This window comes from Micromonospora sp. NPDC049107 (assembly GCF_040648595.1).
Lineage (GTDB): Bacteria > Actinomycetota > Actinomycetes > Mycobacteriales > Micromonosporaceae > Micromonospora.
In genome coordinates this window covers 602831-619038 of record NZ_JBEZEC010000003.1, presented here as the reverse complement: position 1 = coordinate 619038, position 16208 = coordinate 602831, and the positions used below count along the sequence as shown (strand labels likewise).

11 protein-coding genes are annotated in these 16208 nt (G+C 70.6%); 6 read left to right on the top strand and 5 right to left on the bottom strand.

Annotated features, from left to right (window positions below):
• Positions 1-115: 115 nt before the first annotated feature.
• Positions 116-1336, bottom strand: a complete 1221-nt coding sequence (locus AB0B55_RS11005; RefSeq protein WP_357171571.1) for a glycosyltransferase — start codon at positions 1334-1336, stop codon at positions 116-118.
• Positions 1337-1525: 189 nt separating this feature from the next.
• On the opposite strand from AB0B55_RS11005, the gene AB0B55_RS11000 reads away from it, so the two are divergent.
• On the top strand, positions 1526-2239 hold the full coding sequence (locus AB0B55_RS11000; RefSeq protein WP_357171594.1) for an acetyltransferase: 714 nt from the start codon (positions 1526-1528) through the stop codon (positions 2237-2239).
• Here AB0B55_RS11000 and wecB read toward each other — a convergent pair.
• Together wecB and AB0B55_RS10990 are read right to left on the bottom strand one after the other, a co-directional pair.
• A complete protein-coding gene (gene wecB / locus AB0B55_RS10995; protein ID WP_357171570.1) occupies positions 2168-3292 on the bottom strand; it encodes a UDP-N-acetylglucosamine 2-epimerase (non-hydrolyzing) in 1125 nt (374 codons plus the stop codon). The two genes, AB0B55_RS11000 and wecB, sit on opposite strands and share 72 nt — an antisense overlap.
• On the bottom strand, positions 3289-4428 hold the full coding sequence (locus AB0B55_RS10990) for a glycosyltransferase (RefSeq protein WP_357171569.1): 1140 nt from the start codon (positions 4426-4428) through the stop codon (positions 3289-3291). The genes wecB and AB0B55_RS10990 overlap by 4 nt, the downstream gene beginning before the upstream one ends.
• Before the next feature lie 340 nt (positions 4429-4768).
• Between AB0B55_RS10990 and gmd the strand changes: the two genes are divergently transcribed.
• From gmd to AB0B55_RS10975, 3 genes are read left to right on the top strand one after another with little or no spacing between them, the layout of a single operon-like run.
• Complete coding sequence (gmd, locus tag AB0B55_RS10985; RefSeq protein ID WP_357171568.1) at positions 4769-5782, top strand: GDP-mannose 4,6-dehydratase; 1014 nt, start codon at positions 4769-4771, stop codon at positions 5780-5782.
• Positions 5779-6996, top strand: a complete 1218-nt coding sequence (locus AB0B55_RS10980; protein ID WP_357119992.1) for a glycosyltransferase — start codon at positions 5779-5781, stop codon at positions 6994-6996. The genes gmd and AB0B55_RS10980 overlap by 4 nt, the downstream gene beginning before the upstream one ends.
• A complete protein-coding gene (locus AB0B55_RS10975) occupies positions 6993-8117 on the top strand; it encodes a DegT/DnrJ/EryC1/StrS family aminotransferase (RefSeq protein WP_357171567.1) in 1125 nt (374 codons plus the stop codon). Before AB0B55_RS10980 ends, AB0B55_RS10975 begins: the two co-directional genes overlap by 4 nt.
• A gap of 46 nt (positions 8118-8163) precedes the next feature.
• On the opposite strand, the gene AB0B55_RS10970 is transcribed toward AB0B55_RS10975, so the two are convergent.
• Both AB0B55_RS10970 and AB0B55_RS10965 read right to left on the bottom strand, forming a co-directional pair.
• A complete protein-coding gene (locus AB0B55_RS10970; RefSeq protein WP_357171566.1) occupies positions 8164-9420 on the bottom strand; it encodes a hypothetical protein in 1257 nt (418 codons plus the stop codon).
• A complete protein-coding gene (locus AB0B55_RS10965) occupies positions 9417-10604 on the bottom strand; it encodes a hypothetical protein (RefSeq protein WP_357120000.1) in 1188 nt (395 codons plus the stop codon). Before AB0B55_RS10965 ends, AB0B55_RS10970 begins: the two co-directional genes overlap by 4 nt.
• Positions 10605-10994: 390 nt before the next feature.
• Here AB0B55_RS10965 and AB0B55_RS10960 point away from each other — a divergent pair, with 390 nt between their 5' ends.
• Positions 10995-12872, top strand: coding sequence for a nucleoside-diphosphate sugar epimerase/dehydratase (locus AB0B55_RS10960; protein ID WP_357120003.1), 1878 nt, complete (start codon positions 10995-10997; stop codon positions 12870-12872).
• A 198-nt stretch (positions 12873-13070) separates the two neighbouring features.
• The gene (locus AB0B55_RS10955) at positions 13071-16175 is read left to right on the top strand and encodes a M14 family zinc carboxypeptidase (RefSeq protein WP_357171565.1); all 3105 of its coding nucleotides are present in this window, start codon (positions 13071-13073) and stop codon (positions 16173-16175) included.
• Positions 16176-16208 lie beyond the last annotated feature (33 nt).

The following is a 16208-nucleotide window of genomic DNA, read 5'->3' as shown; positions in this document are numbered from 1 at the left end:
GAGCCGGCCGGGGTGGCGGACGACGGACCCGCCCACGCGGACCCGCCACTGCAACGAACCAGCTCCGGCCGGGGTGACGCGGTCCCGGCCAGCCGCAGGGGCGCGGCCCGCCGGATCAGCCGCAGAACTGTCGGGCGTGGTCCAGCACGTTGGGTTCGCGGAGCTGCTGTCGCCAGAGTCGGTATCGCCGGCCCGCGATCTCCTTCGCCTCGGCGCGCTCCCCGGCGGACCGGTCAGCGAGCCGGTCGAGGGTCTCGCTCAGGCCCGCCGCCGACGCCGGCCGGACCACCGCTCCCCCACCGGCCGCGATCAGGTCGCTGAACGGCGTCGCGTCGGAGCAGACCACCGGGCAGCCGGATGCGAGGCTCTCCAGGATGACGTGCCCGTAATTCTCGCCAAGTGTCGGAAAGAGGAACGCGTCGTACCGGCTGAAGGTCGCCATCACCTCGTCCGCCGCCAGTTCCCCGAGGTAGCGGACCCGCACATGATCGGGCATCGCGTCGATGAGTCGCCGGCAGCACGCCCAGTACTGCTCGTCCTCCCGCGGACCGTAGATGTCGAACTCCAGCGGGCGGGTGGCGCCAGCGACCGCCTCCAACGCCCTGGTCAGGTTCTTCATCGGGGAGATCCGGCCGACGAACACCAGCCGCAACGGCCCGTCGTGCGCGACGGCTCGGGGTGCCGGCTGTTCCGGGATGGGGCACTCGTTGCCGTTAACCATGATCTGCGCCCATGGCATGTTCGCGCGGATCTGGTCCTCCTCCAGCCGACTGCAGGCCTGCCACCGCACGTCGAGCCGGCGCAGCAACGGGGCCCAGACCGCGAGGAAGAGCCGCTTCTTGCGGGCCTTGATGGCGAGCGCGCCGGGCGAGAGCTCGCCGCGCGGGGCCAGCATGATCGAGCGGACCCGCACCAGCCGCAGCGCCACCGCCAGGATCGGCAGCACCGAGAAGAGCGACCAGAGGCTGTTGACGTAGACCAGGTCGAGTGGGCGGGACCGGACGTGCCGCGCCAGTCGCACCCAGTGCCGCAGCGCGAACGCGCCGAGATAGAAAATGGCGCAGCGGTCGTCGCGGCGCACCAACCGGCCGGACAGGCCCGGGTACGGTGTGGACGAGCAGAGGTCCCGGTCCGCGGTGACCAGGGTGACGTCGAGGTCGTCCGGCAGGGTGTCGAGGATGAACCGCAGCGAGCGGATCGGCCCGCCGCCACGAAAGCCCGGCTCGAACACGCGGGCGGTGGCGAGCACCCGGTACCCCGTCGTGGTCGTGGATCGCGCCGTGTTCCTCGGCGTTCCGGTGCTGTCGGGCGCACGCGTCATTGCCAGCTCGTTCACCTTGGGCTCACCTTCCGAAATCCTGTTCCGGCGTCGGTGCGGGCACGTCTGCGCACCTGGAACGCGCGAGGATCGGCCAGGGCGCCGCCGCTCACCCCGTCACCATCGGCACCGGTAACCGGTTCAGATGACGGAGAGCGGCCAGCGTTCTCCGTAGCCGAGGGAGAGCCGCGGTTGACGACCGACGTAGTGATCGTAGGCACCGGCGGGATGGGCCGAGAGGTATATGGGGTAATTCGCCTTTTGAATACCGTTTCGGGCGCTAGGGCATCCTGGCGGGTGCTGGGCTTCGTCGACGACTACCCCACCGAGAGAAACGTCGAGTCGGTACACCGCCTCGGCGTCGCCTTTCTCGGTCCGACCCGTTGGCTGGCCGCCCAACCGGCCAGCACCCACGTGGTGCTCGGCGTCGGGCACCCCCGGCTGCGCCGCGAGACCGACCAGACCATCTCCCGGTACGGCCTGCCGGCGGCCACGGTGGTGCATCCGGCCGCGGAGATCGCCCCCGACTGCGTCCACCAGCAGGGACTGTTCGCCGCCGGTGGCGCCCGGGTCACCACGAACGTGCTGGTGGGGCGGCACGTGCACCTCAACCAGAACTGCACGGTCGGGCACGACACGGTGCTCGGCGACTACGTCTCGGTCAATCCGCTCGCCGCGGTTTCCGGGTACTGCCGGCTGGAGGACGGCGTGCTGGTGGGTACCACTGCCGCGATCCTGCCGAAGCTGACCGTCGGCCGGGACGCCACCGTGGGCGCCGGCGCCTGCGTGACCCGCGACGTACCGCCGGGCGTCGTCGTGACGGGTGTGCCGGCCCGACCGGTGGAGCGGTCAGCGGCGGATGCCCGCCCAGTCGTGATGGCGGCGCACGGTCGACAGGATGAAGTCGACGACCCGGCGTGACGTATCGGGGACCTGGTAGTCGAGCGGGCAGGCGACCGAGCCCTCGGCCACCTGCGCCACCACCACCCGGATGGCCTCGACGACCCCGTCCGGATCGAGGCCGGTCATCACGATCGCCCCGCTGTCCAGCGCCTCCGGCCGTTCGATGGACTCGCGAAGGGTCACCGCCGGGAATCCGAGAATCGCGGCCTCCTCGCTGACGGTGCCACTGTCCGAGAGGGCGCATCGGGCGTTGCGTTGCAGGGTCACGTAGTCGAAGAAGCCGAACGGCTCGTGGAACGCCACACCGTCGAGGTGCAGGCCGTCACCGGCGAGCGCCTCCAGCCGCTTGCGCGTACGCGGATGCGTGGAGACCAACAGCGGCAGCCGCCACTGGTCGCGGACCGCCCGCAGGCATTCCAGCAGTCGACGGAGTCGGTCCGGGTGGTCGACGTTCTCCTGCCGGTGCGCGCTGACGACGAAGTAGCCGCCTGGTTCGAGTTCGAGTTGGGCCAGCACGGTGGACCCCTCGATCTGCCGCCGGTAGTGGTCGAGCACCTCCCGCATGGGTGAGCCGGTGTGCAGGATGCGACGCGGGTGCAGCCCTTCGGCGAGCAGGTTGCGCCGGGCGTGCTCCGAGTAGACCAGATTGAAGTCGGCGATGTGGTCGACCATGCACCGGTTGGTCTCCTCCGGCACGTTCAGGTCGAAGCAGCGGTTGCCAGCCTCCATGTGGTACACCGGCACGTTCATCCGCCGGGCCATCAGCGCCGAGATCGCACTGTTGGTGTCGCCGAGCACCAGCAGGGCGTCCGGGCGTAGCTCGGTGATCGCCTTCTCCGTACCGACCAGGACGGCACCCAGGAGGCTGCCGAGAGACTGGGTGTCGGCCCGCAGGAAGACGTCCGGCGCGCGGACCCCCAGTTCGCTGAAGAAGACGTCGGAGAGCGAGGGATCCCAATTCTGCCCGGTGTGCACCAGGGTGTGGTCCACGGTCCGGTCGAGCGCGTCGATCACCCGGGCCAGCCGGATGATCTCCGGCCTGGTCCCGACGACGGTCATCACGCGGGTCACTTGACGCCTCCTGGTGGCAGTTGGACGGATTCGGCCCGCTGGGCGGGCAGTGGACAGGGCTCCCGATGCGCCGGGTCGTGGATCACCCGCCGGGCCTGATCGAGGACGCTTATCGGCGCCCTGCTCGCCCGCCACCGGCGATAGGCGGCGCCCGCCTCGATCCGGGCCGCGTGTCGCTGCTCCGGGGTGGCGGTCGCCACCTGCGTGACGAGGGCGCCCAGCGCGGCCGCGGTCAGCTCGGTCAGGACCAGTCCGCCGCCGTCGCGCAGCACTCCCGTCCACGGTGTCCGGTCGGAGCAGACCACCGGGCAGCTTGCGGAGAGGCTCTCGGCGATGGCGTTGCCGTAGTTCTCCCCGCGGGTCGGCATGACGAAGGCGTCGTAGCGGGAGAAGGTCGGACAGACCTGCTCGGGCGGCAGCTCACCCCGGTAGCCGACGGCGACCGAGTCGGGCAGCTCGGCCAGGCGCTCCCGGCACCGTCGCCAGTACGCCGGGTCCTCCACCGGGCCGTAGATGTCCAGCCGCACCGGCACCGGCACGAAGGCGAGCGCGGCAAGCACCAGGTCGAGGTTCTTCATGGGCGAGATCCGCCCGATGAAGACCAGCCGCGCGTGGTGGGTCGAGAGCATCTCGACCGGCTCCGTCTGCGGCTCAGGGCCACGACTGACCGCTACGACACCGATCCGCGCCCGGGGCAGCACCCGCTTGATGTCGTTGGCCTCGACCGGCGTGGTGGCGTGCCACAGCACCCGACGGTCGAGCAGCATCCACCGCCAGGCGGCCAGGAAGATCCGCTTACGCAATCGGTGCACCCGAAGCGCGGCCGCGCCGAACTCACCTCGGGGGGCGACCAGGATGCGGCCCGCCCGCAGCAACCCGAGCCGGGCCGCGGCCATGGGCAGGATGGAGAAGGTCGACCAGACGCTGTTGACGTACAGCAGGTCGAAGCGGTCGGCGCGCAGCGAGCGCCAGAGCGACCGCCACTGCTCCGGCCGACGCACACCGAGATAGAAGACGTTCGTCCGGCCGACCCGGACCCAACGCCCGGAGAGCCCCGGATAGGGGTCGCGGCATCCGAGGTCGCGGTCGCGGGTCAACATCGACGTCTCGATGTCGTCGCTGGCCAGAGCGAGCACTTCGCCAATGGACCGGACCGGCCCTCCGGCCCGCCATCCCGGAGCGAAATAGCCGGCGGTGACAAGGACGCGGAATTTGTTTGCGTTAGCCGATGCCAAGCGTTCCTGGGCGTCCGCCGCGGGGGTGGGGTCGCCAACCATCCGCACTCCTCGCTCGTGCCACAGGATCAATTCACCCAACGATCGAAAGCTCGATACGTGACTGATCCTTCTCTCCACTGAGCTGGGAGGTTGGACGGGAAGAATAAATTCCGCCAGTTACCTGAAACCCGAGTTACGCCGACGTCGAGAGCGATATAAGGAAGCGCGGGGGAAATTGGCCCAGCAGGAGAGGGACTTCATGTCACGAACGGCGCTCATATCCGGTATCACCGGGCAGGACGGCAGTTACCTGTCGGAGTTCCTGCTCGACAAGGGATACACGGTGCACGGCATCAAACGGCGATCGTCCTCTTTCAACACCGAGCGGATCGACCACGTGGACGTTCATCCGCGCAGCGGCGACGCCCGCCTCTTCCTCCACTACAGCGACCTCTCCGACCCGGCCTCGCTGACGGCGCTGATCCGGGACATCCGCCCTCACGAGATCTACAACCTGGGCGCCCAGAGCCACGTCCGGGTGTCCTTCGACATCCCCACGTACACGGCGGACGTCACCGGCCTCGGGGCGCTGCGCATGATGGAGGCGGCCCGCTCCGCCGACATCGGCTGCCGGTTCTACCAGGCGTCCTCGTCGGAGATATTCGGCTCGACCCCACCCCCGCAACGCGAGGAGACCCCGTTCCACCCGCGCAGCCCGTACGCCTGCGCCAAGGTGTACGCCTACTGGTCGGCGGTGAACTACCGCGAGTCCTGGAACATGTTCTGCGCCAACGGCATCTTGTTCAACCACGAGAGCCCGCGCCGGGGTGAGAACTTCGTGACCCGCAAGGTCACCCGGGCGGTGGCCAGGATCGAGGCCGGCATCCAGGACAAGCTCTACCTGGGCAACCTGGACGCCGTTCGGGACTGGGGCTACGCACCGGAGTACGTCGAGGCGATGTGGCTCGCCCTCCAGCGGGACACCCCGGACGACTACGTGGTCGCCACCGGTGAGGGCCACACGGTGCGCGAATTCGTGGAGGCCGCGTTCGACCGGGTCGGGTTGGACTGGCAGCGGTACGTGGAGTTGGACCCCGCCTACTTCCGCCCGGCGGAGGTCGATGCCCTCGTCGGCGACTACTCGAAGGCCCGGCGCGCCCTGGGGTGGGCCCCGAAGACGCTCTTCAGCGACCTGGTCCGGATCATGGTCGACGCCGACCGGCAACTGCTCGAGGACGAGCGGATGGGGCGACTGATCCGGGTGGACCGGTGAGGGTCGCGGTCGACGCCGCACCCATCCGTCCCGGTCACGCCGCAGGGCTGGAAGCCTTCACCTACGGACTGTTGACCGGCATGGCCGCCGACGACTCCTGCGAGCTGCGGGTGAACGTCCTGCGGGGCACGCTGGACCAGTGGCGGGAACAGGTGCCCGTCGCGCGCATCGGCTGGACCGAGGTGACCCAGCCGCTGCGCTCCGACAACCCCACCGGCCAATTGCTGCGCAGGTGGACACCGACGGTGGTGCGCAACTCCCGTACGGTCCGCACGGCGGTCAACGCGGTCCGGCAACGCTCGGTCGTACGGCATGCCGACACCGACGTCACCCTGTTCCCGTTCCACTCTGCCCCGATCGGGTCGGGCCCCTCGGTCGTCGTCCTGCACGACACACGCCACCTGCGGACCGAGTTTCACGCCCCCGGCTTCGCGGCGGTCGTCCGGGAGAACGTGGCCCGCGCGGCGGCGATCGTGGTCACCTGGCCCCATCCGTACCGGGAAACCCTGCGTCTCTTCCCGGAGGCCGCGGAGCGGACCGTGCTCATCCCGACCCCGGCGTTCCAGCCGGCGCCGGAACGCGCGCACGCGCGGCCCGAACCGGGGCTGCTGGTCTACCCGTCGTCCACCGCGGAGCACAAGAACCACGCCACGCTGCTGGAGGCGATGGCGCTGCTGCCCGACTGCCGCCTGATCTGCCCGGGCCCGCTGGTCGAGCCCGAGGCGAGCCGACTGCTCGCCCGCGCCGCGCAGGCCGACCTGCGCGGCCGGGTGTCGTTTCCCGGCTTCGTCAGCCTCGACGAGCTGAACGCCATCTACGCGAGGGCGGACGCGGTGGTCGTACCCTCGCTCTGGGAGGCGGCCAGCGGCGCGATGCTGGAGGCGTTCACCTGGGGTCTCCCGGTCGCCTGCGCCGACGTCGAGCCGCTGCTCGACCAGTTGGAGTTCAACCACGCCGAGGCGGCGGTCTTCCGGGCGCGGGATCCACGGTCCCTGGCCGACGCGGTCCGGCACCTCCTCGACGACCGGGAGCGCTATGCCGCGGCCTCCCGGCGGGCGAACGACCGGCTGGCCGCTCGCACGTGGGCGGCCACCGGCCGCGACTACCTGGACGTCCTCGCCTGGGCGGCGCGGGGCGGATCGGGTCCGGTGCCCCGCTCCCCCTTCGTCACGACGGCGAACGACGCCGTGCCCAGCGGAGGTGACGGGCCATGAGCATCGCGGACGACACCTATCCGGTGGCCCGACCGAGCCTCTCCGCGTTGGAGGAGCGGTACGTCGTGGACGCCCTGCGGAGCGGGTGGATCTCCTCGCAGGGTCCGTACCTGCGGGACTTCGAGGAACGGTTCGCCAGTCGCTGCGCCGCCGGCACCGCGCTGACGACGAGCAACGGCACGGTCGCGCTGCACCTGGTCCTGGCGGCGGCGGGCATCGGGCCGGGGGACGAAGTGGTCGTCCCCGCGCTGACGTACGTGGCGACGGCCAACGCCGTGGCGTACTGCGGTGCGCGTGCCGTCTGTGTGGACGTCCTGCCGGGGAGCTGGTGCGTCGACCCGGCGGCGGTACGTGCCGCGATCGGCCCGCGTACCCGGGCGGTCATCGCCGTCGACCTGTATGGACATCCGGCCGACTACTCCGCCCTGCGGCAACTCTGTGACCAGCACAATCTGCTCCTGGTCGCCGATGCGGCAGAGTCGTTCGGCGCCACCCTCGACGGGCGGCCCACCGGCTCACTCGCCGACGTCACGACCTTCTCGTTCTTCGGCAACAAGGTGCTCACGTCCGGCGAGGGCGGCTGCGTGACCACCTCCGACGCGGCCCTCGCCGAGCGGATGCGTCTCCTCCGTAACCAGGGCATGGATCCGCACCGTCGGTACTACTTCCCGGTGCTCGGTTACAACTACCGGATGACGAACCTGTGCGCCGCGGTGCTCTGCGCCCAACTGGAGCGCGCGGACGAGATCATCGCCCTTCGGGACCGGGTCATCGCCGGTTACGAGGAGCAGTTGGCCGACGAGCCGACGCTGTCGGCGCAGCCGGTGGCCGCCGGGGTCCGCCGCGCGCCCTGGATGGCGGCCTTCCTCGTCGGGGCCGAGGGGGACGCCACGTCCCGGGATGCGCTGGCCCGTGCGCTCACCCGGCTCGGCGTGGAGACCCGCCCGTTCTTCGTGCCGATCCCGGACCTGCCGGCGCATCACGATCCGGGCGCGGACTGTCCGGTCACCGAGGACCTGAGTCGGCGCGGCCTCAATCTGCCCACGTACGCCGATCTGAGCGAGCCGGCGGTCAAGGCCGTGGTGGAGCGCGTCCGCGCCGCCCTGGCGACCATCGCCTGACCCGCCGCCGGACCGGCGCCCGACCGGGTCGGCGCCGGTCCGGCGGTCAGACCGGTTGGACCGCCGGTGGACGGTCGGCCGCACGGTCGGCCAGCAGCAGGAGATAGCTGCCGCCCCAGGCGACCGCGCTGGCCAGGGCCAACAGGACCAGCGCGCCGGCCGCACCGGGCGCGCCGAACAGAACCGCCCCGGCGACGACCGCCGGCACGCGCAGCCCGCCGAGCAGGAGGCCGAGTACGATCGCCCGCCGGCTCGCCCGTTCGATCCGCAGCCCGGCGAAGCCGATGGTGGCCGGCACGGCGAGCAGGCTCTCCAGCGCGAGCAAGACCAGCAGGCTCCGGGCGACGCTCCAGTTGGAGCCGAGCAGCTCCCTGCCGACCGCGTCCGGCAGCAGGGCGACCGCGACTGTCAACGGCCCGATGGCGGCGGCCACCAGCAGTGCCAGCCGGACAGCCGCCCGGGTCCGCACCGTGCGGGACTCGGCCCGGGTGCGGGCCAACTGCGGCAGGACCAGCGTGGCCGCCGTGGACAGCACCAGGTTGACCGGCCCCAGCAGCGTGCGCCCGGCGCTCAACGCACCGACCACCGCCGTGCCGGCGACCAGCGCCACCGCGGTCAGCGCCAGCTGCGCGGACCCGTTGGTCAGCAGGAACTGCGTACCGAATCCCACCGCGACGCGGGTCTCCGCTCGGCCGACGCGCCAGCCGGGCACCAGCGCGTACCCGCGCCGAGCCGCGACGACCAGGCCGATCAGCGCGCCGCCGCCGCCCCACAGGGCGAAGACAGATGGCGGGTCGATCACCCGGAACAGGCCGGCCAGCACGGCACACCCGGTGAGCGCGGCCCACGTGATCTCCTGGGCCATCGCCGCCGAGGGAGCGCCGATGCCGACGGCGACCGCCTTGGTGTAGTCGTAGAGGGCCAGACCGGGCAGGGCGAGGCCCGCGAACAGCAGGTAGGGCGAGCCGTACGCCACGCCGGCCGCGCAGACGAGGGTGCCACCGACGAGGCCGAGCAGGATCGCCCGCCGGGAGGCCGACGCGACCCCGACGCCGGTGGCCAGCACGGTGTCGGTCACGGTGCTCCGGACCAGCCCGGAGCCGACGATGTAGAACGAGAACGCCAGGGCGAACTGGCCCAGCCCACCGACCGACTCCAGTCGGGTCACGGTGATCGCCAGCAGCAGGTTGCCGCCGCTGGAGAGCCCGCCGACGACGAGCGCGAGCAGCGCCCGACGTCCGGTCCGTGGACCCTCTCGGGCGTCGGCGCGACCGACCGCGTGCCGGCCCACCCGTACGGTCACCGGCGCGCGGCCGGGATCGCGGGTGTTCGACCGGGCTCCGGGCGCCTGCGGGCCCCGTGCAGCGAGCGGCGGCTGAGCGCCAGGAGGACGAAGACCGGGATCGCCGCCACCACGTGTTGCAGGAAGCTGATCGTGGAGTCCGGGTAGGTGTTGGACCAGAGCAGCGGGTCGAAGAGCACCAGGCAGAAGAGGCTCAGCCGGATCGGGCCGGGTGCGCCCCGCCAGCGCAGCAGCACCGCCGCCACCGCGGCCCAGAACGCGTGCACGGCGACCACGCCGGCCGGACCGTCGAAGAACCAGATGTTGCCCAGCAGCAGGAATGTGTAGGCCGACGTCGGGCCACCGCCGATGTACTGGTTGATCCGCTGCCCGGTGGAGATCGCCGGACGGTCCGGATCGAGCACCCGGGGCACCAGCCCGTACCGCAGGTAGTCGGTGGCCACGGGCTGGCCCAGGTCGACCGGGACGTCGAAGCCCGCCACCACACTGAGCTGGCTGTCCAGCCGCAGCCGGTCCGTGGCGGTGACCTTGGTGTCCACCGCGACGCCGCGATCCTCCCGGATGCTGTTGCGCTGCTCGAACACCGCCGGCCACGCGAGGAAGACCACGACCGCGCAGAGCACCAGGTAACGCAGCCGGAAGACGCCGCAGAGCGCCCCGGTGGCCGCCATGAAGAACACCAGCGCGACAAGCGGAGCGGTGAGGGCCGTCAGTACCGCGACGTAGATTTCCGCGCCGACGAGGACGGCCAACCAGCCGTACAGCTTCGTCCGCGACAGCCGACCGCTCAGATGGCTGGCCACCAGCAACGCGAAGCCCAGAGCCGTCCAGCCGGAGAAGAGCGTGCTCACCATGGCGAGCGGTCCGTCGGACAGATCGCCGGAGATCTGGTTGACGATGCTGCCCCGACCGAGGTACGCCGCGAGCAAGTTCGCGGCGACGCTGGTGAGCGTGACCACGATGGCGATCGGGTACAGCCACGGATAGCGGGCGTGGGCGCGCCGGAAGCCGTCGCGCCAGCGCGGGTCGGGACGGCCGAACAGGCTGGCCATCGTCTCCACGGCGACACTGCCCAGCAACGCGAGCCCGACCAGATAGACGATGAAACCGGTCTCCGGATTCCGGTAGTAGACCGCCATCGGCAGGATCAGCAGCGCGTACGGGGCGAGCACGACGACGGTCACCGGATAGCAGCGGAGCAACCGACCGACGAGGTCCCGGTGGGCGCCCGACGCCCTGTTCCCAGGTGGGTGGTCCGTCCGCGCCTCGGTCGCACCGGTCGCCCCGCCGGGGAAGAGGGCAGCCCCGGGCCAGGTCATTGCGCGCGGGCCCCCTTCGAGATACGGATGGTCGCTCCTGACCCAACGAGCCAACCGACCGGGCGAAACGCCCTTGCGGACGCGAGCCTCGCGCGTAGACCCGTCGGACTTCCCGACCATAAATCAGACAACCGGTCATAGAAATGTGAAAACCGGATTCGGCGCCGCATATTCCGCTAAGCAGGTAGCGGATGGCCGTGGCCCCCTGACCTGCCCTGGGTCATCTTCGGCCACGGACAGGACAGGGAGTCGTAGATGCCCCCGGAGATGCAACGGGTTGAGCCAACGGCGTCAACAGCCACCGGCCGGGCCAGGGTGAGCCGCCGTCGGACTGCCATCTTCCTCGCCGCCGACGCCCTCGGCTGGGTCGGCGGGTTCACGGTCGCGGGCTGGGCCAGGTACGAGATGGCCCTCACCGTCGACCAAGCGGTCAATGCGGTACTGCTCGGTGGCGGTGCCGCCGTGCTGCATGTCGGAGTCAGCGCACTGCGTCGTATTCGTTCCGGTCGTCAGCCTCTCGGCACCGTCGAGGAAGTCCGTGGACTCGCCGGCACCACCGCCACCACGGCCGCGATCGTCCTCGTCGCCCTCCTCTCGATGGGCGAACGCCCAGTGCCGGCCAGCACCCCCGTGATCGGTGCCGCACTGGCGCTGCTGCTGATGCTCAGCTGCCGTCTTCTGCACCGCCACCGGCGCGACCGCGCGATGCGACCCGATGCCCGCTCGGCCACCCCGGTGCTCCTCTTCGGTTTCGGCGAGGCCGGGCAGGGGCTGGTACGCGCGATGCTCAGCGACCCGAAGGGCCGCTACCTTCCCGTCGGCGCGCTCGACGACGATCCGGGCAAACACGACCTGCGCATCGCAGGTGTCCCGGTGCTCGGCGGCCGGCAGCACCTCGTCGAGGTGATCGAGCGCACCGGCGCCACCACTGTCATCTTCGCCGTGGCGAACGCCGACGCCATGCTGATCCGGGAGGTGCGGGAGGCGACCCTACGCACGGGGGCGGCGTTCAAGGTGCTGCCGCCGGTCCGGGAGTTGGTGGATCACCGGATCACCGTCAGCGACGTACGGGACGTCCAGATCAGCGACCTGCTGGGCCGCCGGCAGGTGGTCGGCGACCTGACCCTGGACGATAACGGGCTGACCGGCCGACGTGTTCTGGTCACCGGTGCCGGGGGTTCGATCGGATCGGAGCTGTGCCGACAGATCATGCGCGCCAACCCCGGTGAGCTGATGATGCTGGACCGGGACGAGTCGGCCCTGCACAGCCTCCAGATGTCGCTCACCGGGCGCGCGCTGTTGGACGGCCCCGAACTCATTCTCGCCGACCTACGGGACGACGAAGGTGTACGCCGCATCATGCGGGAACGCCGCCCCGAGATCGTCTTCCACGCGGCCGCGTTGAAGCATCTGACCCTGCTGGAACGCCACCCGGGTGAGGCGGTCAAGACCAACGTCTGGGGGACGCTCACCGTCCTGGACGCCTGCCGGGATGTCACCCGCTTCGTCAACATCTCCACCGACAAGGCCGCCAACCCGATAAGCGTGCTCGGCTACTCGAAGCGCATCACCGAGATGCTGACCGCGCACGCCGCCGCCACGTACCCGGGCACCTTCCTGAGCGTCCGGTTCGGCAACGTCCTAAGCAGCCGGGGATCCGTGGTGACCGCCTTCCAGCGGCAGATCGAGGCGCGACAGCCCCTGACCGTCACCGACCCGCACGTGACCCGGTACCTGATGACGGTGCAGGAGGCGGTACACCTGGTTCTCCAAGCGGCGGCCATCGGGCGCGGCGGGGAGGCCCTGGTCCTCGACATGGGCGAACCGGTACGGATCGACGATCTCGCCCGGCGCATGGTGGAGCAGGCGGCCAGCCCGGTCCCGATCGTCTACACCGGGCTACGACCCGGGGAGAAGCTGCACGAGGACCTGTTCGGCAAGGGGGAGGCGGACCGCCGGCCGCTGCACCCGCTGATCTCGCACGTGACGGTACCGGTCCTGGACCCCTTCGAGGTGAGTGGACTGGACCCGTTCGACGAACCCGACAAGGTCACCGACCAGCTAGCCCGGCTCTGCGGCATCCTGCCCGGTCCGTTCTCCGACCGCCGCACCGGGATTCCGCTGGCCCGCTGACGCCGTCGCAACCGGGGCCGGCGCACACCCCGCGTCGGCCCCGGCGCGAGCTGACGGAGCCTTCCCACCCGACCCGCCACCCGTCACAGTTGGCTCCAGCATCGACGCGGACAGCAACGACCCGCCCATCGACCGATTGACATCAATCACGCCACACCGAAAGCTCGCGCCTACAGGTCCTTCACCCAAGGAGGCGCGATGAGACCGAGACGACTGGCGATCGCCAGCGTGGTCACCCTGCTCGGCGCACTCGCATTAACCCCGCCGGCAAGCGCGAAGCCACCGTCCGAACCGGGCGCCCGCGACGGCCTGGAGGTCTACGTCGGCACGGTCGACGCGAAACAGCGGGACCAGCTACGCGCGGCGGGGGTCGACCTCGGCCACGACGCGAAGACCGACTCGACCGGCAGGACGACCGTCGAGACGGTGCTCAGTCGCCGGCAGGCGAAGCGGCTGACCGACCAGGGCGTCCCGTTGTCGGTGAAGAAGGTGCGCGGCAAGGACGCGTCCCAGGCGCTGCGGGAGCAGGCGGCGGCGGGCTGGACGGCGTTCCGGCCCTACGGGGAGCCGGGCGGTCTGCGCGACGAGTTGAACGCCACGGCGGCCCGCTATCCCAAGCTGACCAAGGTGGAGACGATCGGCCGTACCCAGCAGGGCCAGCCGATCGTCGCCGTGAAGGTCACCAAGAACGCGCGGACCGTCGCGGACGGGAAGCGGCCAGCCGTGCTCTACGCCGGCGCGCAGCACGCCCGTGAGTGGATCACGCCGGAGATGACCCGTCGACTGATGCACCACGTGCTCGACAGCTACGGCACCGACCGGGAGATCACGAAACTTCTGGACACGACCGAGCTGTGGTTCCTGCCGGTGGCCAACCCGGACGGCTACGACTTCACCTTCACCACCGGCAACCGGCTGTGGCGCAAGAACCTGCGGGACAACAACGGCGACGGGCAGATCACCTCCGGCGACGGCGTGGACCTCAACCGCAACTTCGCCTACAAATGGGGGTACGACAACGAGGGCTCGTCACCGGAGCCGAACAGTGAGACCTACCGGGGTCCGGGCCCCAACTCGGAGCCGGAGACCAAGGCCCTGGACCAGCTCTTCAAGCGGGTCGGGTTCGAGTTCTTCGTCAACTACCACTCGGCGGCCGAGCTGCTGCTCTACGGGATCGGCTGGCAGGTGAGCACCCCCAGCCCGGACGACGAGATCTACAAGGCGATGGCCGGGGACGACGCGCACCCGGCGGTGCCCGGTTACGACCCCGACATCTCCGCCGAGCTGTACACGACCAACGGTGACACCGACAGCCACGCCACCGTCCGGTACGGCGCGCTGGGCTTCACCCCCGAGATGTCCACGTGTGAGGCCGCCTCGGCGGTCGACCCGGACGACGAGTGGCGCCCGGAGGACTGCGTCAGCGGCTTCATCTTCCCCGACGACGAGACGTTGATCGCTGGTGAGGTGAGCAAGAACCTGCCGTTCGCGCTCGCCGTGGCCAAGTCGGCGGCGCACCCGGACGAGCCGGTGTCGGTGGTCGGCCGGAGCACCCCGGACTTCGTGGTGGACGCCTTCGACACCTCGTACGGGCGCACCCAGCAGGTCGCCGCCATCACCCGGCGGGCGCTGAAGAACGTGAAGATGCACTACACGGTCAACGGCGGGCGACCGAAGAACGTCGCGGTCCGCGAGTGGCGCGGAGGCGAACGGTACGGCGACACTCACGACGACTACTACGCGGAGCTCCGCGGCACGGTCGGCGGCACGAAACCGGGTGACCGGGTGGAGGTCTGGTTCACCGGCAACAAACCCCGGTCCGGGGTGGTCGCCAGCGAACACTTCACCTACCAGGTGCACACCGACATCGGCGGCGACGTGCTGGTCCTCGCGATGGAGGACGTCACCGGCCTCAGCCCGACACAGACCGGCACCACCGCCAAGTACGCCGACGAGGTCGCGGCATCGTTGAGCGCCGCCGGCCGCAGCAGCGACGTGTACGACTTCGACGCGATGGGCCGCAAGGCGCCCCATCCGCTGGGCGTGCTGTCGCACTACAAGGCGGTGGTGTGGGAGACCGGCGACGACGTGATCATGCGCTCCCCCGGCCAGGTTGCCGGCACCGCGGCCAAGGCGGCGCTGGACACCGAACTGGCCGTGCGGGACTACCTCAACGAGGGTGGCAAGCTCCTGGTCAGCGGCCAGTACGCGCTGTACGCCCAGGGCGCCAACGGTTCGTACGTCTACCACCCGGACGCGCCGCCGGAGTGCACCAACGCCGACGATCCGGCCTGCCTGCCGCTGCTGAACGACTTCCAGCAGTACTGGTTGGGAGCGCACACCTACGTCAGCGACGGCGGTACCGCGCCGGAGGGAGAGCCGTTCCCGGTCGCCGGCCGCGACGGCACGTTCACCGGCTTCAACGGGCAGCTCAACGCGGCCGGTTCGGCGGAGAACCAGGGGCACACCGCGTCGTTCCTGACCACGTCGAGTTTCCTGCCGCCGGACGAGTTCCCGCAGTTCGCCAGCTCCGCGCCGGTGGGCTGGACCCGACCGGGCGGCGCGCCGTTCGACCCGCGTACGGGTGAGTGGTACCTGTACAGCGGGCAGGCCAACGAGTCGTACAAACGGCTCACCCGCACGGTGGACCTCAGCGGGGCGACCAGCTCAGAGCTGCGCTTCTTCACCTCGTACGAGATCGAGCAGAACTGGGACTTCCTCTTCGTCGAGGCCCACGAGGTGGGCAGCGACAACTGGACGACACTGCCGGACGTCAACGGCAAGACCAGCACGGTCACCGGGGAGAGCTGCGCCTCGGGTTGGGGCCAACTGCACCCCTTCCTCGCCCACTACCAGGGCGCGGGCTGCTCCCCCTCGGGGAGCACCGGAAGCTGGAACGCGGCGACCGGGACGTCGAGTGGGTGGAAGGAGTTCGTGGTCGACCTGACCGCGTACGCCGGCAAGCAGGTCGAGGTGTCAATCACGTACGCCTCGGACTGGGGGGCCCAGGGGCTCGGGGTCTTCCTGGACGACGCCCGGGTAATTGTCGACTCCGCGACCGTGGCGGAGACCTCGTTCGAGTCCGCCGACCTGGGCGGCTGGACGGTGGCCGGGCCGCCGGCCGGCTCCGGCGGCAACGCCAACGACTGGTCGCGCAGCCAGCAGGCGTTCGAGGAGGGCTCCGTGGTGGTCACCGGGGACACGGTGTACCTGGGCTTCGGGTTGGAGGGCCTCTCCCCAGCGACCCGCGATGACCTGGTCGCCCGCTCGTTGACCCACCTCACCGGTCAACGCCGCCCCTGACGGCGGCGAGGTGCGCCGGCGGTCCACGGACCG

What these genes read in the sequence shown, in the direction of transcription:
- AB0B55_RS10960 (WP_357120003.1), top strand. Translation starts at nt 10,995, where the DNA reads ATGCCCCCGGAGATGCAACGGGTTGAGCCAACGGCGTCAACAGCCACC.
- gmd (WP_357171568.1), top strand. Translation starts at nt 4,769, where the DNA reads ATGTCACGAACGGCGCTCATATCCGGTATCACCGGGCAGGACGGCAGT.
- AB0B55_RS10955 (WP_357171565.1), top strand. Translation starts at nt 13,071, where the DNA reads ATGAGACCGAGACGACTGGCGATCGCCAGCGTGGTCACCCTGCTCGGC.
- AB0B55_RS10975 (WP_357171567.1), top strand. Translation starts at nt 6,993, where the DNA reads ATGAGCATCGCGGACGACACCTATCCGGTGGCCCGACCGAGCCTCTCC.